Below are 17,744 nucleotides of genomic sequence, written 5' to 3' on the forward strand. Positions count from 1 at the left end.
TCATTGAGGAACCTCACGGAAGATCCATGCCTCAGCGTCGATGAGATCCGGAGTCACCGCTGGAGTCTAGGAGCTGTGCTTCGCGACGGACGTAGTTGACCCGCTCATCGGCAGATCCGGACGTTCGGACCACGCTGTAGGCGGTGCATTACCGCGTGTTGAGTCGCCTACCTGAATACCTTGTCGGACGGTCTCTGACCGATCACTCTCTAAAGGCAGGATTGTCGTCGAGCGAGACGCTCGCCGGAAATGCACAAGCTCTTAGAGCCGCCGGTCAAAGGGGATTCGCCATGGGCTTGGCACGCGGCCATGGTGGCGTAGTTGCCGACGTAGCCGGCGTGCGCGGTAGCCGCGCCGAGCAGGCCGAGGGCGGCGGCGAGGCCGAGGCCAGAGTCTTGTACAGCTGCGCGAACGGCACCCGCCGGATGGATCCGTAATCAGATTATATATATAATCCAATTATGATCACTGATGGAGTCGGGAGCCCAGGCCCGGTGCGCAAGCCTCGGAGTACCGCGCGACGCAGGACCGTGTGGTGACCGTGCGGCGTCGTTCATTTCTGGCTGCCGTGGTATCGGCGCCCGCCATGCTGAGCGCAGGCTGTGCCGCCGGCGGGGCTGGCACGAATACCCCTGCGGCACAGGAAAATCGCAATCTCGATCAGCTGGCGACGCGATATTTTCGCGCTCAGATGACCGCTGGCCCGTTCGACGCGACCTTGGCGGGCGTGCCCGGTTATGACGACCTCGTCCCCGATCCCAGCCGCGCGGCCGATGACCGCTTGGGTACGGAGCTGGCCGCGATCGCCGCAGAGCTGGCGAGGATCCCGGTCGAGCGGCTCTCGGGTCAGGATGCGGTAACCCACTCGGTGCTCGCCCGGGTGTTGCGCGACAGGCGCGCGGAGCTGCTCGGCGCCGCCACCGAAGTCAGTGTTTCCGCCAGCATCGCCGCACCCCAGGTCGCGGTGTTCTCCACGCTGCCGCAGGCGTCCTTGACCACTGCGGCGCAAGCAGGGGCGTATCTGGTTCGGCTGACCCGGGTGGGCGGGTATTTCGATGCGCTGTCCGCGCGGTATCTGCAGGCCGCACGTGCGGGCCGGGTTCCGGTGGCCCGCGGCGTAGGCCAGGCGGTCGCACAGGTGGATGCCTTTCTCGCAGTGCCGATTACGCAGGACCGGTTGGTGGCATTGGACCCACGCGGGGTCGATGCCGTGCGATGGCGTGAGCAGGCCGGAGCGATCGTAGAGACCACCGTGCGGCCCGCGCTGCAACGATTTCGCGACACCCTGGCCTGGGACCTGGCGCCGCTGGGCCGCGACGACGAGCACGTGGGGCTCGGGCAGGTACCCCGCGGCACGGACGCGTATCGCGCCGCGGTCGCCGCCCACACGACCACCGATCTCGATCCCGATGCCATCCACCGCATCGGAATCGATGCCCTGGCCCGGGTCCACGCCGAGATCGCCGACGTCGGCGCCCGTGCGCTGGGCGCGCACGAGGTGCCCGCGATCCTGACCCGACTGCGTGAGGACCCCGCACTGCGGTTCGAATCATCAGCGCAGATCCTGGCCATGGTGACCGCCGCGACGGACCGGGCACGCCAAGCACTGCCGAACTGGTTTTCCTCCTACTCCCTCGCCCCGTGCGAAGTCGCCGAGATCTCGCCCGCCGAAGCCACGGGAGCCCCGCCCGCCTACTACATTCCGCCCGCCACCGACGGTTCGCGCCCCGGCACGGTGTGGGTCAACACCACCGACCCGGGGAACCGCGCACGGTTCGACTGCGAGGGCATGGCGTTCCACGAGGGCTACCCCGGACACCACCTACAGTCCGCACTCGCCCAGACGCTCGTCGACCTGCCGGACTTCCGCCGCTACGGGATGTTCAACGCGTACATCGAGGGCTGGGGTCTCTACACCGAACGACTGGCCGACGAAATGGGTCTGTACACAACGGATCTGGACCAGCTCGGCATGCTGTCCAATGACGCCTGGCGGGCCTGCCGCCTGGTGGTGGACACCGGCATTCACCACTACGGCTGGTCCCGCGATCGCGCGGCCGGGTTCCTGCGCGACAACTGTGCGCTCGCGCAGCCGTCGGTCGAACCCGAGATCGACCGCTACATCGCCATGCCCGGCCAAGCGCTCTCATATCTGATCGGCCGCAACCATATCGACCAGCTGCGCTCCGACGCGAAGGCCCGGATGGGAAAACGGTTCGACATCAAGGGATTCCACGACACGGTGCTCAGCTGCGGGCCGGTCCCGCTGGACACGCTCGGTGACCTGGTAGCCCGTTGGAGCCACGCGTGAGCACACCGATTCCGCTGCGCACCCAGGTGCGCATCCTTTCCACCGAGAGGTTCGAAACATCATGATGGACATGAATCGCCGACGGCTGTTCGGCCTGGCCGCGGCCGGCGCGATTGCCGCGGCCGGATGCGCTCGGTCCGGCGACTCCGGCAGTGGGATCGCGGACGCGGCCCGTGCGGGGACCCGCGAGATCGCCGATATCGTGGGCCCGGTGCCGCCGATCTCGTCCTTCCCGACGGTGGCAGAGATGAACGCCTTCATCGACCGCCTCGCCGTGGAGCAGCACGACCACGTCACCATCACCGAGATCGGCCGCTCCCGGGCCGGTCAGGCTATACGCAATGTGCGCATCGGATCCGGTCCCCATCAGATCGTGGTGTTGGGCAGTCCGCACTGCAACGAACCCATCGGGCTGGCCACCACCCAACATCTGATGGGCCGGTTGGCTGCGGACGAGTCGCTGTCGGCCTCGCTCGGGGTCACCTGGAATATCGTGCCGCTGGTCGATCCGGACTCCACACTGCTGGGGCAGGGCTGGTTCGGCGGACCGTTCACCCGCACCAACGTCGCCCGCAATTTCTACCGGCCACCCAGTGAGCTGCAAGCCGAGTGGACCTTCCCGATGACCTGGCGGGGCAACCCGATCGGCACGCCGCTGCCGGAGACCCTCGCGCTGATGAAATTGATCGACGCGACCGAGCCCGCGCTGGTGGCGTCCCTGCACAACGCGGACTACGGCGGCGGATTCTGCTATGTCACCGGCGGCGATGCCGACTACTGGTCGGCGTTGACCGGGTGCATGCTCGACAACGATGTGCCCCTGCACCGTGGCGAACCGGACGCGCCCGGCGCCCGGCTGCTCACCGAGGGCATCTTCGCCATGCCCACCTTCGAGCAACTCTGCGACGCGGAGGCCGCCGCCGGCGGCGACCCGACGACCGGGTCCGGCGGCAGCAGCGGCCACTACGCCGCGCGATACGGCAGTGCATATTTGGTCAGTGAACTCCCGTTGTGGACCGATCCGCGCCTGACCGACGATTCCCCATCGAGCATGTCGCTGCCGCAGGTGACGCTCGAGGCCGCCGCGATAATGCAGGAAGTCGCCGACCTCACCACCGAGGTGCTCGCCCGCACCGCGGGCCTGCTCGACCCCGCCAACCCGCTGCTGCCACTGGTGCAGGCCTTCATCCCCGCAGCCAGCGCCATGGCTGCCGCTAAACGCGCGACTCAGGTTCCCGACCGCATCGCCACCCAGGCGGAGGTCGCCACCGATCTCTACGGCTGGCCGGCAATGGTGCGGCTGCGCATCGGCGGCTCACTCGACCGGTTGCTGCGTGAAGAGGCCGCACGCACGGGATCGCCTGTGCTGCAGGATGAAAGCACACGATTCGGCGCGATTTTCGACCGCTGGTGCGTCGAGATCGAACGGGACGCACCCGGGCAACTGGTCCCGTTGAACCGGCTCGTCGCCATCCAGGCCGCCACCATCGTCACGTCCGCGGCCCGGCTGCGGGACGGGCGTCCCTTGTAACTCGCTGCCGCCCGCCGCAGCCGACAAACCGCCTACGGCGATAATCGCCTTATGGCAATGCTCTCGGTACACACCGACCCACCCGGTACAGGGGGACACCGATGCGGCTGACCCGGGCCCAAGCCCGAGCGCGAAATCGTGAGGCCCTCATCGCGGCGGCCGTCGTCGAAATGGCGGCCGCCGGGTATGCCGCGGCGCGTTTGGAAGATATCGCCGAACGGGCCGAGGTGACCACCGGCGCCATCTACTCGATCTTCGGTAGCAAAAGCGCGCTGCTCGCCGCCGTTCTGGAGCAGCTGAACGCCGAATTCTTCGACGCCACAGCGGATCTGGAGAACCCAGAACTGTCGCTGACGCAGGTGCTCAGCGGTATCGGCGTCGCGTGGTTCCGGGCCGCCACCGCGCCGCTGGCCCGCGAGCAGTTCGCCTTCGAGACCGAACTACTCGCTACCGCATTGCGCGATCCTTCGGTCAGCGCACTACTGGACGAGACGACCGGCGAGGCAGGCCACGCCCGGCTGGCCCGGTTGCTGACCGACCGCGCCACCACCGACGATCCCGCCGCCCCCCGCACCACCGACGATCAGGCCCAGCACCTCGCCCTCGTCATCACCGGCGCGGTAACCGGCCTGGCACAACAGGTCCAACTGGTCCCCGACACCCTCACCGAGGACGACTTCGTCCGATCCACACTCGCTTTGGGCAGCCTGCTGCAGTAGCGGGCCGGTGAGGAGGAAACATCGCCATGTCTGACAAGCAGAACACGCCCGAAACCACTGCCAGCGGAGCGATCCCAGCAACCGGGCCCGCCCCGCCTCAAGACCAAACACCCACGACCGAAAGCCGCCGCGGGCGCGCGCCGATAGATATCCTGCGCAGCACGGAGCCGGAACAGCAAACCCGTGTCGACGGCATGTGAAAACTGACCTCTGTGTAGCGCTCGGGTCTGGATTCGTTTGCCGTTAGTCCGCTGAGATTTTGGGGACGCAATCCAGGTCGGACCTTGGTCATGTGCTCGGTGATCAAGGGCCACGGCCGGGTTAGAGAGGCGACATCACGTGTTCGGGCTCGTCATGGTTGAAGTGGCCGGCCCGCAGCGACCTCCGTCGGGCGATGCGCCAGAGCCGAGCGACCTACGGTAATCGGCATGAGCGTGCATCGGAAAGCCCCGTCCGCCAGAGCATCTGGACGACTGCCCAACGCACGCTCAGCGGTGCGGGTTCAGGCGGTCATCAACTGCACCTGACTGGATCCCTTTGGCGGGTCCACCTGCTCAAAGGGATCCAGCCAGCCGGTGGAAGCTGGACGACCTACTCCACCAGGGAAATCGGCCGCGCCTCAACGAGGTGATCCCAGGGAGCGAATGCAGACCAAGTCGAATACCAGTCCGAACCGATCTAGGCCGACGGTCACTGATCAATGCCGATAGCTCTTTCGACGGCGGCAGGCGCTGTCTTTGTCCGATAACTGTTTGCCTTGTTACCGTCCGGCAGTGAGCCTCACCGATCTCAGCGTCCGATTCCGCGATGATGCCCAGCGTCGGCGGGCCCAGCTGGTGATTGAGACCCGACTGGCAGACGACCGGAACCAAGATGAATGCCGCTACCTGATGCGGTTCGTCTGGCAGCTCCGCATGACCTACTGCGAGGTGACCGAACAGAATCTCGAGGAACACGTTGGCGCGGACAAGCTCGAGGCCATCGAAGCGCTGGTCGAGGCTGCGCGGCGATCACCGGAATCGATCGACGCGTGGATCGCTTCGATCGAGCGGATTTTTCCCGTCGTTCATGATCGAGGCTACGAGGCGTTCGGCTAGTCACGGACCCGGCTCGAACAGACGACCGCCGAGTGACTCCCTATCCGTCCTGGATGCGCTGCTGGGCATGTCAGCGCGTTCGTGACCCTGAGATGATCTCCGGCAGTTTGATCTTCCGCTGACCCGCGCTGGCCGCTTCGGACCGCGCGGGTAGTGCCATTACCGCCCACTCGTGCAGACTGAAACCAGCTGCCGATAGTTCTGAAGGGTGGCGGCCCGATGCAATCGAGCCGCCGCCCCAGCCTTCCCCGGAATCGGGGCGCGCTGTATCCAAGCCAGGGCGCCGACGGTCCGAGAACCGGGCGCCGACTCCGCCCGCTCATTGGGTAGATCCGAAAGTGGATCAGCTGACCGTAGGGCTCACTCGCCAGGCGAGTAGCCATTCAGCCCGCATTCATCGGCGCATCCCCTACGGGGATGAGATATCGAGATCCATACTAGCGGCGTACACACCGGATGCTTTGAGCCGCATATGGATTCGTGTTCGATCACCGCCGCCGGCACTCACCCGCCGCCGCGCATGTTCGCAGCTATAGCCGCCTACGCAGGGGCCTTGTCAACGGAACGATCGCTGTGGGTGTGAGGGGTAGGGCACCGCGGTATCCGCCGGCTTGGCGGCCGCGTTCGGTCAACGCGAGGACACCATGTCCCTTCACATGGGTGTCGGGTCCAAAACTGCGGGGTCCCACCGAGGCTCTTTCAGCGATCCGGGTTGTGGTCATCTCCTCAGGGATTCCTGTCCGGCGCTTGAACTCGGCCCACTCCGCCTCCGCGGCAGCAATGTATTCACTGCGGTCTGGATTTTTTCCGAAGCGGCTCCGGAGGCCTTCGAGGAGATCGTCCCATTCGTTGGGGGCGAAGCCGTGCTCGCCCAACCATGTCGAGATCGACTCCGCGCGCAGCCCTTCCTCGGAGGGGTGTCCATCGCCATACATTGCCAGATCGTCGAGAGAATCCCCTCGGTGCGCTCGCCTGAGTACCGCACCCTTCTCCGCGATGCACCAGCCGCCCCATTCGTAGGCATCCACTTCCTTGTAATAGTGAGCTGCCCCGAACCGTATGCTCAACTCGACGCAACGCTCCTCGGCGGAGGGGCGTGCCACGGATTCGAGCCTTTGTTGTCTCAGGGCCTCGGAGTCGTCCTTGGCGAACATCATGCGAAAGTCGTCTGCCAACCACTCGCGGATCCGTTGCTCATCGCGAGGGTAGTGCGAGGTGGGGTCACCGAACACGAGTGTCCAGCCGTTCAATGCGGGGCTGACGTAGACGCGTTCACACTTCCACTCTCGACAGTTGCGGTTCTGTTCGGCCACGGCCTTTCCCATAGCTATGGTCGCCGGGACCGGGTCGGAGAGCCCGAACGCCTCGAGCACCGCGCCCTGATCCTCGGTGGGTAGCGCCCACCACAGGCATTTCGTCGCGGTAGGGATCTGCGGTGTCTCGCGGGCGAGTTGGCTGGTAACAAACCGGTGCAGAAGGCGCAGGTCGACCGGATCGAGAACTCGCCGAAAGGCATCTTCCCTACTTGGCCCAGTCCGGTGCCGCGGTCGACTACACGATCAATACACGCAACGGCCCCGTTTTCGCGGTCTTCGTCGGCGGTTGCCAGGAATTCTGGCGCGATACTTCACCGGAGTCGCAGCCCTACGCGCGTCAGTACGGACGCTGCTAGGCCGTGTCTCAGTAGTGGTTTGTGTTTGAAGGCGCTGCGGTCATATCGAAATCCCGATGAAGTGACGGCTTGCACCTAGCAGGCTGCGATTCCGGCGAGCGTTGGTCGGCCGGTCGCCAAATCTACGCTCTCCCCGGTGTGCGTCGAACGGACACGTCGGACCAAGATGGCGGGCCGATGGGCGCGGTGGCGTACCGATCACAACACCCGATCAATGCTTGAGCTTCCGGTCAACCGGGCCATGATGGCGCCGGGAACCATGGTCGACTCTGCGCTACTGCAAGGTTCCGAGTTGATTCCGCACGCGGGCAGCGGTTTTCGGCTCGTCTATCGCACGACCGGGCAGAGCGAAGGGTCGGTAATCAGCGGGGGCATGGTCTACATGCCTGAGGGAAGCCGCCGCAAGGTGGCTGGCCGGTCGTCTCCTGGGGGACGGTACCTCCGGGATGACCGAGCGCTGCACGGCGAGCCGGAACAACGGTGCCGTCGGGCCGGTCGATCCAGACGCCGGATCTGTCTCGTTTCCTTGGTGCCGGATATGCCGTCGCCGCAAGCGATTACGTCGGGCTCGGCCCGGTAAGGCCGGCGCACAGTTCGCCGACCGCGGAGCGGCCCGCCGACTAGGCTTTGTCACGTGTCAGACTGTCGCTCGATCCGCCGCGCCGGTATCGCATGAGGGCCGTGGTGTACGACCGCTACGGCGGCCCCGAGGTGCTGTCGATCGCGGATATCCCAACGCCGTCGCCAGCGCCGAAACAGGTGCTGGTCCAGGTGCATGCGACGTCGATCAATCTCTCCGACTGGGAGACACTGCGGGGGACGCCGCTGTATTCGCGCATCGGCGGGCTCCGGACTCCCGGTCGCCGGGTTCTCGGGTCCGATATCGCCGGACGGGTCGAAGCCGTCGGCTCCGAGGTCACCCTGTTCGCTCCCGGTGACGAGGTCTACGGCGACAATCTGAGGCTCAAGGGCGGATTCGCTGAATATGCCGTGGCTCCTGAATCGGCGCTGGCCCGCAAACCGGCGTCGCTGAGCTTCGCCGAAGCGTCGACCCTGCCCCAAGCCGGGGCGATCGCCCTCCAGGGCACGGCCGGTATCGCTGCCGGAATGTCGGTGTTGATCAACGGAGCGGGCGGCGGATCCGGAGCGTTCGCGATCCAGTTGGCCAAGAACGCCGGGGCGCACGTGACCGCGGTCGACAACGCCGACAAGCTGGCGTTCATGCGCACGCTCGGTGCCGACGAGGTTATCGACTATCGCGTCGAGAACTTCACCCGAACCGGGCCATACGACCGAGTACTCGACCTCGTCGCCCACCGGTCGGTCTTCACTTACCGCAGGTCGGTCGCCCGCGGCGGCCGGTACCGCTGCGTCGGCGGCACCACAAGCGCGTTGCTGCGGATGACGACGGTCGGCGTGCTCGCCGGATTGGTGAGCGGGCGTTCTCTCGGAGTCCTCGCGGTGAAGGAAGGGCCCGCGCACTTCACACCCCTCGCGGAGGCGTGTGTCGCGGGACGGATCGGAATCCACGTCGACCACACCTTCCCGCTCGACGAGACCGCGAAAGCGCTGTCCCACGTTGGTACGGGACGCGCCCTCGGCAAAGTGGTGGTCCAGATCCGCTGATGTGCGGGTGCTGGTGCTAGCTCTGGTCCGCCAGCCACCGCGGCGCGGATGGTCTGCCCACTGCGGACCTCATCCGCTGATCCCCGAGTGGCACATGGTTGCGGCAACGGGCGAATGAGCCCTCCACCATGTGCCACTCGTGAGATTCACCGCGGTGCGGTCGACAGGAAGTAGGCCACCCCGCCCTGATCAGCGACTCGGCAAGACTTCAGCCAGGAACGCGGACACGTCGGCACGGGCGTGCGGCAGGAGCGTGAAGTGAGTGGCCGATGGGTAGAACTGCAGTCGGCTGTCGACACCGCCCTGCTGGAGTTGTTGCTGGAGTAGCACCGTCGTCGGCATCGGCTGCACCGTGTCGGCGCCGCCCTGTAGGAGCAGCAGTGGGCGGTGATAGCCGGTGGTGGGTGCACCCATGTAGTCGCGGAGGGCGGCGGTCACCGCCGGATCGGTCAGGGGTTTGCTGAATAGTTCACCGACGGGGCGGCCCTTGACGGCGGTGGTCGCCGACTCCAGGCATCCTTCGCCGGCGGCCGCGAGGGCGAGCACCTGCTTTCCACGCTCGCTCAGGTGATCGGTGGCCGCCAGCTCCGGACGTGCGTGCTGGAGGCCCGCCATGATCATCAAGACGCGGACCTGCAGTCCGGCGGGCAGCGGCGCGGCCAGGTCGGGGCCGGAGAGCAGGGTGATCAGATCTTCGTAATTACTTGTCGGAGCGAAGGCGGCGGTTCCGCGCAGGTCGAGTTCCGGGGCATAGCTCGATGACAGGTGCGCCGCGAGCAGCGCCGCGTGCCCGCCGATGGAATGCCCGGCCAGCGCATACGAATCCGACAGTTCGGGGGCGAGGGCTCGACCGGCCCGGACGATGTCGAGCACCGCATGCCCTTCGGCGCGCCCGGCCAAGTATTCGTACTGCCCCGATGCGCCCAGCCCGATGTAATCCGTGGCCGCCACCGCGTAACCCTGGGCCAAGAGCGAAGACATCTGCGGTGTCTCGTCGTGGTCATCCGCAATCCCGCCCATCAGGTTGGGCGCGCACCCTTGCGCCATGCCGCTTGTGCCATGCGCCCACGACACCACCCGCCAACCACCGGGCGGCGGCGTCCCGGTGGGAAGATACACGTTTCCGCCGCTGACCTGAGGCTCACCGTTCTGGCCGGTGGTCCGGTAGACGAGCCGGAAACCCTTGCCCGACGCGGGAATCAGCTCGGCGCCGTCCAGCTGCCGGGACGACACGACGGATCCAGGGTCGTTCGACGGCGCCGCCGTCGATATTCCGGTGGCTGTTACCGAACATCCGGCGACCAGCATCGCGACGACCATGCACCGCATGGGGAACTTCATGGAACACCTCTCATGTAATGGGTTGAGAAACAAGCGATTCGGTCTTTCAGCGTCCGGCGGCGTAGCCCTGCATTCCGCGTGGATTGGCCGCCGCCGACAGCACGCCCGTCTCGGGGTCGCGGGCGACGGCGCAGATGCGTCCCTCCGACCAGGGGTCGCCCACGGTGATCCGATGACCGCGCCGGAGCAGCTCGGCTCGAACGCCCGGGTCGACGCGCGACTCCATGGTCACACCACCGGGATTCATCGAACGCGGATAGAACGAGCCGGGAAAGCTGTCCTGGTGCCAGTTCGGTGCGTCGATCGCCCCCTGGAGATCCAGGTGGCCACAACCCTTTGCGTCGCCGCGCGATACCAGTTCCAGGAAGAAGTGCAAGCTCCACTGATCCTGCTGGTCACCACCCGGAGTGCCGAACGCCAGGATGGGCTCGCCGTCACGTAATGCCAGGGTGGGGCTGAGCGTGGTGCGTGGGCGGCGGCCCGGCGCAAGGGAATTCGGGAGTCCCGGCTCCAGCCACGCCATCTGCAACCGGGTGCCGAGCGGGAAACCCAGTTCGGGCACAACCGGATTCGATTGCAGCCAGCCTCCGCTGGGCGTGGCGGCAACCATGTTGCCCCAGCGATCCACGATGTCGAGGTGGCAGGTGTCGCCGCGGGTGGCGCCGGTAACTGCCACGGTAGGTTCCCCGATGCTGATCGAAACATCTTGCGGCGCAGCGGAATGAACATGGCTACTCACCCGCGGCGATCGACCGCCCGGGCTGCCGGGTCGCAGCAGATAGGACGCCTCCGGGCCGATCAAGGCACGCCGTTCCGCGTTGTACACCGGCGACAGCAATGCCTCCAGGCTGATCTCGGAGCCCTCCCCGTACCAGGCCTCCCGATCCGCCATCGCGAGTTTCGATCCCTCGATCAGCGCGTGGTAGTAATCGGCCGTTCCGTGGTCCAGTCGTTCTGGTAGCAAGGCAAGTTGTTGCAGAAATACGGGCCCCTGGCTCCACAGGCCGGGCTTCGCGATGGTCCAGCCGTTCCAGGTGTAGGTGGCCGGATCCTCGTATGTCGCAGCGTAATTCGCCAGATCGTCGCCGGTCAAAGTGCCGGCGTGGCGCTCGCCGGAGGTGTCCATCGTGGGCTGTGCCGCTGCGGAGGCAAGCGCTTCGGCGATGAACCCCTCGCGCCATGCGCGCCTGGCGATGTCGATCTGCGTGTCGCGGTCCGCGCTCGCAGCCTCGGCTTCGGTGATCAGCCGCCGCCAGGTCCGGGCCAATACCGGGTTCTTCAGCAATTGCCCGGGGGCGGGCGGATTTCCGTCCGGTAGATACACCGAGGCCGAAGTAGTCCATTCGGTCTCGAAGATATCCCGCATCCAGGACACGGTGACCGAGACATCCTCGAGCACGGGGTGTCCATGCTCGGCGTACCAGATGGCGTGTGCCAGCACCTCGGCCAGCCGCTTGGTGCCGTGGTTGCGTAACAGCAGCATCCAGGCGTCGAAGGCGCCGGGTACCGCCGCGGCCAACGGCCCGGTTCCGGGCACCAACGCCAAGCCCAGGCCGGTGTAATGGTTGATCGTCGCGCCCGTTGGTGCTGGACCTTGCCCGCACAGCACCTGCGGGGGCTGTCCCGCCGCTGCGAGGATGATCGGCACTTCCCCCGCCGGGCCGTTCAGGTGCGGCTCGACCACATGCAGGGTGAAGCCCGCAGCGACCGCCGCGTCGAAGGCGTTGCCGCCGTCCTCGAGGATCGCCATCGCGGCCGCCGAGGCGAGCCAGTGCGTGGACGAGACCATGCCGAAGGTGCCCTGCAGGGTGGGACGTGTGGTGAAGCTGGTCATTGGAGTGAGTCCCTTCAGCGGGTGGTGGCGAGAATTTCGCGGGCCGCGCGTTGACCGGATTCGATTGCGCCGTCGATGTATCCGGCCCAGCGGGTCGCCGTTTCGGTGCCGGCCCAGTGCATTGAGCCGGTCGGGCGGCGCAACTCCGGTCCGAAGCGCGTCAAGGTCGAGGGGGTGGCGAAGGCGCCGTAGCAGCCGCGGCTGAAAGATTCGGCGGCCCAGTCCTGTTCGACGTAGTGGACCGGATTGCGTGCCTTGGGGCCGAAATAGGCTGCCAGGTCGTCGAGTACCGCGGCGCGGCGTTCCTTCGGTGCCAGGCGAGCGGCGGCTTGGGCATGGGTGGCTTCGAGGAAGCCGACCAGGACCGCGGGGTCGCCGCCGGGTGGACCGGCGTCGAAGACTGTACCGAGCGGGCGCCGGTCGCTATTGGCTTGTCCGGATAGACCTTTCGCGCGCCAGAACGGCTCGTCATAGACCGCGTTGACCTTGATCGTCCAGCCCATTGGGAGGCGTTGCAGCAGTTGGGCGCGTTCGGCGGGCAGGTCCGGCGTGAACCGGATTCGGTTCACCAGCGGCGGTGGGACCGCGATGATCGCGTGCCGCCCGCACCATTGCCGCCGCCCGGCCCGGACCCGAATCTTGTTGTCGCTACAGTCGATTTGTGTCACCGCGGCACCGAGGACGACCCGGTCGCCCAATTCCTCGGCCATCGCGATCGACAGCCGCTGGGTGCCGCCGACGACCCGGTCCTGCTGCGCGCCGCCGGTCGTGTTGATCAACGAGTCGAGGCCGCCGCCCGAATGGATGTAGAACTGCGCCCACAGTGCCGACATGTCCTCCGGTTCGGCGCACCAGACCGCCTGGGTGATCAGCCGGAAGAAGGCGCGTCCGGTCTCGGTGTGCGAGTGCTTGCGCAACCAGGTGTCGAAGGTTTGCGCATCGAGTTCCCCAGCCTGGCGCGCCGTCCACGGTGCCTGCAAGGGTATTCGTCGGGCCGCGCGATCCAGGCGCAGCTGGGTGACCCCGATATCGGCCAGTACCAACGGATTCAGTCGAGGTATCCGCCCCGGGTAGCGGGTGACGCGGCCGCCGAATTCGCCGATCTTCAGGCCGTGGTCGTAGGTCGGATAGGTGGCGAACTCCAGTTCGGTCAGCAATGCCAGCACCCGATCCTGCCCGGGTCCGACCCACATGCCGCCGACTTCGACAGACGAGGCACTGCCCGGTATTTCGACATTGCGGGTGCGACCGCCGACCCGTTCCCGAGCCTCCAGCACCACGACGTCGAGCCCGGCCGCCGCGAGCGCGCGGGCAGCCGTCAGCCCGGCCGCCCCGGCCCCCACGACGATCACATCTTTGCGATCCGACATTCGCATACACCTAACATCTCAGATACATGATGTATGTGAATGTAGTCTTGTTGCTGTGACTGTCAAGGGACGACGTGCGGAATACGCCGAAGCCACCCGATCCGCGCTGTTGGAGGCGGGGCGTCGGCTGTTCATGGAACGGCGGTACTCGGAACTGTCCGCCGACGAGATCGCGGGGGCCGCCCGCCTGACACGCGGCGCCGTATATCACCACTTCAACGGCAAGCAAGGGTTGTTCGAGGCAGTCTTCGAGCAGGTCGAACAGGAGCTGACCGAGCGGTTGACGAAGGCACTCGGTACGCCGGGCGACCCGTGGGACACCACCGTCCGGGCCTTGAACGTCTTCCTCGACGAATGCACCGACATGGCCTATCAGCGCATCGTGCTGCAGCAAGGCCCGGTCGCCCTGGGCTGGGACCGCTGGCGTGAGCTCGACGAGCGCCACATGGTCGGCCTGATCGGCGACCTGGTCGACGAGCTGATCCGGGCGGGCGTCTTCCGCCCCCGATCGCCGCACCTGATCGTCCGCGCCATCTACGGACTGCTCACCGAATTGGCTTGGAGCCTCGCCGAATCGGCCGACGAACAGGTGCGCCGCGAAGCAGGCCAGATCGCCCTCGGCATGATCGACTCGCTACGACGCGAAGTCGAATAGCTGGGTCAGGCAAAGTCTTTCGCGTGATCGGTGGCCCACTCAGCGAATCGGCGTGATAGGTCGCGATCGGATCGCCGTCGAGAACGTCGGCCGTCGCCGGATCACGAAGTCGCTCCCACCTCGTCGAGCTGCTCGCTGCGCGGAACGTGCGATAAGCGGCTTACTCAGCATTGGCGTCAGGGCTCGTTCCCGGCCAGGATCGGGTCCAGGTGCCCGGCGGGAGGCTCTTTACGCGGCTGCCCACCGACCCACCTGCACCGGGCCGATGACGAAGGGAAGCAATCTCGGCGAATGGGCTGTAGACCTGGCCCTCGTCCGCGGCGAGCTCGAACGGTGCCGCCTGCCGAGCGCAGGTGCCCTCGCCCGCGGGCGCCTGCAACGACATTTTGCTCCGGTTCTGAACGCTACTCTCGTGTGAGCAGCGTTCGTGAGCAGTCGAGTTCAGCTGATGGGCGCGACAGAGCCCGCGTCACGGTCGACCGCCGATGCGGCAGAAGAACTTTCGGTGGTGCCGTCGGTGAAGTGGCAGGCGCCGTGGTAGGTGAATGGTTCGACGAGTTGGGCGAGGTAGTTGACGGGGTAGTCGGGCTTGGCGGCCATGCCTAGGTCGGCGCTGCTGAATCGGCGGGCGGGGTCGTAGCTGTAGGTGCGTAGCAGGTGGTCCCAGAGGAGGGTGAACAGCCCGAAGTTGACGTCGCCGATGCCCGCCCATTTGAGGTGGTGGAAGCGGTGGCCTTCGTTGAGGGCGAGTAGGTGTTTGAAGGGGCCGACGCGGTAGTCGGCGTTGGAGTGTTGCAGCAGCAACTGCACCGCGACCGCGAGAGACAACGCGGCGGCGACGGGGACGGGAATGCCGATGAGCAGCAGTGGGGTGACGCCTGCGGTCATTTCGATGGTTTGATGCAGGGGGTGTTTCATCAGGCCGTTGAGGCCGTAGAAGCGGGTGATGCTGTGGTGCACAGCGTGGAACCGCCACAGGACCCCGATCTTGTGGCTGGCGTAGTGGGCCAGGGTGATACCGAGGTCGGCGACCAGGATCGCGATCAGCACCTGGACGACGAAAGGCCAGTTGCTGGGCCAGATTCCGTCGCCGGGGATCAGCGCGGCCAAGGCGGGGATCGCGGCGACGCTGGCGAGGATGAGGGTTTCGTTGACGAAGGTGTGGGTGGTGTCGCGGCCGGCGTCCCCGGTCGGGGTGTTCCAGGCATCGTGATAAGGCAGTAAACGTTCGGCGGCGAACGATAAGGCGATGGCGGTGACGAGCAGAGCCAGCAGCCAGGCTTTGTTGGCTCCGCTGGCTGCCAGGGCGATGCCAGTTCCGTTGATGCCGATCAGCATCACAGGCACGAAGCCGTAGCGGATCAGGGGTGTAGTGATCGTAGACATGTTGTTCAGCGTCGCCGTCGGGCGTGGCTCGTGGCTTGTAGAAATCAGCTGGACTGAGGCGTGCGGGGTCGCCAGCCGGTGGCGATGAGGGCTTCGGTGGGGGTGATGCCGAACAGGTCGCGGCAGGTGTTGGTCAGATGCGCGCTGTCGGTGAAACCGGCGGCGTGCGCGGCTTCGGTCAGCGATCCGCCTGCGCGGACGGTGCCGACGGCTGATTGCAGGCGGGTCCAGCGCCGCCATGCGGCGTAGGGCAGCCCGACTTCGGCGGCGAACAGATGCGACAGGCGGCTCGGTGACATCGCGACGGCGGCGGCGAGCTCGCCCAGCGGCGGCGGACCGCTCGGCGCCGCGGCCGCCACGCGCAGCGCTCGGGTCACCACTGGATGCGAGGACCGCCTTGGAACAGGGGATGCCGAGTCGGGCAGTGGCACCGCAGGAGTGGCTCGCGGGGTCGCAGCAGTGATCCAACTCGACGCCTGGTCAGGGGGTAGTCCATGTAGGCGGGCCACAGCAGCGCGGCCGGTGATGCTGGCCGAATCGAGGTAAGCGAAGAAGCCGGTAGTGGTTGGGGTGGCGCGGACTTCGTGGCGAATCCCCGGAGGAATGATCGCCTGCTGGGCAGAGATCGTGTGCCCGGTGGAGTCGGTCAGGGTCAGCTCACCGGTGGTGACGAGCAGGAACTGCACCGCAGCGTGGGAATGTGCTGCGGTGTCCCCGATTTCACCGGTGAACGCCATCAGTCCAGGGGTGAACACCACACCGCCGAGCCACCTCGGCACGCTCACCGTCACTGCTGCCGACCGTGAGAAGGTAGTCGTGCCGCGATGAGCACGGCGAGAGCCGTGCTGATGGCGGCGCTTGCCCAGAACACATTCGACACCGCGTGAGTGTAAGCATCCCGGCCGCACTCAGCGCTTCCCCCTCGGTGCGTGGAAGGTAGCCAGCAGCGCCGTACAAAAGCACCGGACCGCAAAGACGAGCGGTGAGTTCACCTTCGAAGCCACGGGCGACGCAGCGAACCTAGCGAGCAGAACGGCAGAATGCCGGATCATCTCCGACCGCTCACCAGGCTCGGCGCGCGCGAGCTCGTCGCACCAATCAGCAGCACAGTCGTTGTCGAACGGCCCGGCATCCCAGGTGCCATCTGCATCTCCTCGTCGTCGTGCAGCAGACTGAACAAGCTCAATGACAAGCGTGCTCATCGGCATTTGCGGATGCCGTGAGCCGCAGCGGATCTCGACCGCCAGCCGATCTCGACGTCCTGATGTTGGTTGAGCGTGCCCTTCGGCAAAGTTGGTGCACAATCGGGTGTATGACACGGTCTCTGCCCGAGGGCGAATCGCTTCTGGTGCGTACGGATTTCACCGACAACGCGGCGTGGGCCCAAACCCTCGCGGCGGTCATCGCGTCCTACGACGAAGACGCGATGACAGAATTGACACCCGTCGACGACAGGACCTTCGACGGGGTGACCCCTGCTGACCTAGGTGATCTGGTCGATGGCCAAACCTATGTGTTCCTCGCCGACACCACCACCATGACCGACCCCGAACACCCACTGCTGGCGGTCGATACCAGCGACGAGGAAGTCCGAGGGGACAGCGACCAGGTGTTCCGGATCGCACCGATCGCGTTCGCCGAGGTCGAGGTCAACTTCATGCTCGCCAACGTCGACTTCGAGGACTACCTCGGCAGCGTCGACGAGGACGGTGTCTTCCGCGGCTTCGATCGGTGAACACGGCCGGGAGTGACTCGGACCGTTGATTTCCGACCGTCCGCGTTGGCCTGATCAGCACACACGGGTCGCGGCATTACCGGATGTTCGTGAGGCGCCGAGCTGCTGTCACAAAACGTGGCAACACCCAGCTGCCGGTTGTGTCGTTGCCACGCTAGCTCGTCGCGGGCTCACTCGCTTCGGGCCGGTGCTGCCGTTGGCTCAGCACGAGCGCGCCCGCTGCCAGCAGGTAGAACGGCGACAGGAGCAGCAAATCCCATCCCGCCGTGTCGTTGTGCTCGAGCGCCTTCATCCCGAGATATCCGTCTACCGCGCCGAGAACGGCCAGAATTCCTGCGGTCCAGCGTGTTCCGCGCCGGACATGCCTGCGCGGCAGCGCGAAGACGACTGCGGGCAGCAGCACCACGAGGCCGGACTCTGCGACGAATACGAGCAATTGCTCGAGCAGCGGCCGCGTCGGCAGGTAG

17 protein-coding genes are annotated in these 17,744 nt (G+C 66.2%); 9 read left to right on the top strand and 8 right to left on the bottom strand.

Annotated elements, in window-relative coordinates; genetic code table 11:
- The first annotated feature begins 290 nt into the window (after positions 1-290).
- From IBX18_RS41580 to IBX18_RS41600, 5 genes are all read left to right on the top strand, one after another.
- A complete protein-coding gene (locus IBX18_RS41580) occupies positions 291-437 on the top strand; it encodes a hypothetical protein (protein ID WP_194838915.1) in 147 nt (48 codons plus the stop codon).
- 254 nt (positions 438-691) lie between these two features.
- The gene (locus IBX18_RS41585) at positions 692-2,311 is read left to right on the top strand and encodes a DUF885 family protein (protein ID WP_194838916.1); all 1,620 of its coding nucleotides are present in this window, start codon (positions 692-694) and stop codon (positions 2,309-2,311) included.
- Between the two features lie 61 nt (positions 2,312-2,372).
- The gene (locus tag IBX18_RS41590; RefSeq protein ID WP_194838917.1) at positions 2,373-3,842 is read left to right on the top strand and encodes a M14 family zinc carboxypeptidase; all 1,470 of its coding nucleotides are present in this window, start codon (positions 2,373-2,375) and stop codon (positions 3,840-3,842) included.
- Between the two features lie 101 nt (positions 3,843-3,943).
- Complete coding sequence (locus IBX18_RS41595) at positions 3,944-4,561, top strand: TetR/AcrR family transcriptional regulator (RefSeq protein WP_194838918.1); 618 nt, start codon at positions 3,944-3,946, stop codon at positions 4,559-4,561.
- A gap of 773 nt (positions 4,562-5,334) precedes the next feature.
- Complete coding sequence (locus IBX18_RS41600) at positions 5,335-5,658, top strand: hypothetical protein (RefSeq protein WP_194838919.1); 324 nt, start codon at positions 5,335-5,337, stop codon at positions 5,656-5,658.
- Between the two features lie 530 nt (positions 5,659-6,188).
- Here IBX18_RS41600 and IBX18_RS41605 read toward each other — a convergent pair.
- Entirely contained in the window at positions 6,189-7,031 is an 843-nt protein-coding gene (locus tag IBX18_RS41605) for a hypothetical protein (protein ID WP_194838920.1), read from the bottom strand.
- 152 nt (positions 7,032-7,183) lie between these two features.
- Here IBX18_RS41605 and IBX18_RS42735 point away from each other — a divergent pair, with 152 nt between their 5' ends.
- Entirely contained in the window at positions 7,184-7,330 is a 147-nt protein-coding gene (locus IBX18_RS42735) for a hypothetical protein (RefSeq protein ID WP_228542609.1), read from the top strand.
- Between the two features lie 672 nt (positions 7,331-8,002).
- Positions 8,003-8,956 (top strand): NAD(P)-dependent alcohol dehydrogenase, encoded by a 954-nt coding sequence (locus IBX18_RS41610; protein WP_194838921.1) that lies wholly within the window; start codon positions 8,003-8,005, stop codon positions 8,954-8,956.
- A 189-nt stretch (positions 8,957-9,145) separates the two neighbouring features.
- Here IBX18_RS41610 and IBX18_RS41615 read toward each other — a convergent pair whose 3' ends face one another.
- The 3 genes from IBX18_RS41615 to IBX18_RS41625 are packed head-to-tail and all read right to left on the bottom strand — an operon-like array spanning position 9,146 to position 13,501.
- A complete protein-coding gene (locus tag IBX18_RS41615) occupies positions 9,146-10,297 on the bottom strand; it encodes a lipase family protein (RefSeq protein ID WP_228542610.1) in 1,152 nt (383 codons plus the stop codon).
- Positions 10,298-10,343: 46 nt separating this feature from the next.
- The gene (locus tag IBX18_RS41620; RefSeq protein WP_194838922.1) at positions 10,344-12,131 is read right to left on the bottom strand and encodes a gamma-glutamyltransferase family protein; all 1,788 of its coding nucleotides are present in this window, start codon (positions 12,129-12,131) and stop codon (positions 10,344-10,346) included.
- Positions 12,132-12,145: 14 nt separating this feature from the next.
- Positions 12,146-13,501 carry an FAD-dependent oxidoreductase gene (locus IBX18_RS41625; protein WP_228542611.1) on the bottom strand — a complete coding sequence of 452 codons (1,356 nt, stop codon included), beginning with the start codon at positions 13,499-13,501 and terminating at the stop codon, positions 12,146-12,148.
- 55 nt (positions 13,502-13,556) lie between these two features.
- On the opposite strand from IBX18_RS41625, the gene IBX18_RS41630 reads away from it, so the two are divergent.
- Entirely contained in the window at positions 13,557-14,156 is a 600-nt protein-coding gene (locus IBX18_RS41630) for a TetR/AcrR family transcriptional regulator (protein WP_306796644.1), read from the top strand.
- 441 nt (positions 14,157-14,597) lie between these two features.
- Here the strand turns inward: IBX18_RS41630 and IBX18_RS41635 are convergent, their stop codons facing one another.
- The 3 genes from IBX18_RS41635 to IBX18_RS43610 form a co-directional block, all read right to left on the bottom strand.
- A complete protein-coding gene (locus tag IBX18_RS41635) occupies positions 14,598-15,542 on the bottom strand; it encodes a sterol desaturase family protein (RefSeq protein WP_194838924.1) in 945 nt (314 codons plus the stop codon).
- A gap of 44 nt (positions 15,543-15,586) precedes the next feature.
- On the bottom strand, positions 15,587-16,327 hold the full coding sequence (locus IBX18_RS41640) for an AraC family transcriptional regulator (protein WP_306796645.1): 741 nt from the start codon (positions 16,325-16,327) through the stop codon (positions 15,587-15,589).
- A 123-nt stretch (positions 16,328-16,450) separates the two neighbouring features.
- Positions 16,451-16,750 carry a DUF4259 domain-containing protein gene (locus tag IBX18_RS43610; protein WP_373889283.1) on the bottom strand — a complete coding sequence of 100 codons (300 nt, stop codon included), beginning with the start codon at positions 16,748-16,750 and terminating at the stop codon, positions 16,451-16,453.
- A 104-nt stretch (positions 16,751-16,854) separates the two neighbouring features.
- Between IBX18_RS43610 and IBX18_RS41650 the strand changes: the two genes are divergently transcribed.
- Positions 16,855-17,277: a hypothetical protein gene (locus tag IBX18_RS41650; protein ID WP_194838926.1), complete on the top strand. Its 423-nt coding sequence runs from the start codon at positions 16,855-16,857 to the stop codon at positions 17,275-17,277.
- A 154-nt stretch (positions 17,278-17,431) separates the two neighbouring features.
- Here IBX18_RS41650 and IBX18_RS41655 read toward each other — a convergent pair.
- The coding region (locus IBX18_RS41655; protein ID WP_194838927.1) for a hypothetical protein at positions 17,432-17,744 on the bottom strand (313 nt) is incomplete at its 5' end.

The sequence above is a fragment of the Nocardia sp. XZ_19_369 genome (assembly GCF_015355715.1).
Lineage (GTDB): Bacteria > Actinomycetota > Actinomycetes > Mycobacteriales > Mycobacteriaceae > Nocardia.

Bases quoted from the DNA above. Each gene is read 5' to 3' on its own strand.
- IBX18_RS41590 (WP_194838917.1), top strand. From the start codon at position 2,373: ATGATGGACATGAATCGCCGACGGCTGTTCGGCCTGGCCGCGGCCGGC.
- IBX18_RS41585 (WP_194838916.1), top strand. From the start codon at position 692: ATGACCGCTGGCCCGTTCGACGCGACCTTGGCGGGCGTGCCCGGTTAT.
- IBX18_RS41610 (WP_194838921.1), top strand. From the start codon at position 8,003: ATGAGGGCCGTGGTGTACGACCGCTACGGCGGCCCCGAGGTGCTGTCG.
- IBX18_RS41595 (WP_194838918.1), top strand. From the start codon at position 3,944: ATGCGGCTGACCCGGGCCCAAGCCCGAGCGCGAAATCGTGAGGCCCTC.
- IBX18_RS41635 (WP_194838924.1), bottom strand. From the start codon at position 15,542: ATGTCTACGATCACTACACCCCTGATCCGCTACGGCTTCGTGCCTGTG.
- IBX18_RS41580 (WP_194838915.1), top strand. From the start codon at position 291: ATGGGCTTGGCACGCGGCCATGGTGGCGTAGTTGCCGACGTAGCCGGC.
- IBX18_RS41625 (WP_228542611.1), bottom strand. From the start codon at position 13,501: ATGTCGGATCGCAAAGATGTGATCGTCGTGGGGGCCGGGGCGGCCGGG.
- IBX18_RS41650 (WP_194838926.1), top strand. From the start codon at position 16,855: ATGACACGGTCTCTGCCCGAGGGCGAATCGCTTCTGGTGCGTACGGAT.
- IBX18_RS41615 (WP_228542610.1), bottom strand. From the start codon at position 10,297: ATGAAGTTCCCCATGCGGTGCATGGTCGTCGCGATGCTGGTCGCCGGA.
- IBX18_RS41620 (WP_194838922.1), bottom strand. From the start codon at position 12,131: ATGACCAGCTTCACCACACGTCCCACCCTGCAGGGCACCTTCGGCATG.
- IBX18_RS43610 (WP_373889283.1), bottom strand. From the start codon at position 16,750: ATGCCGATGAGCACGCTTGTCATTGAGCTTGTTCAGTCTGCTGCACGA.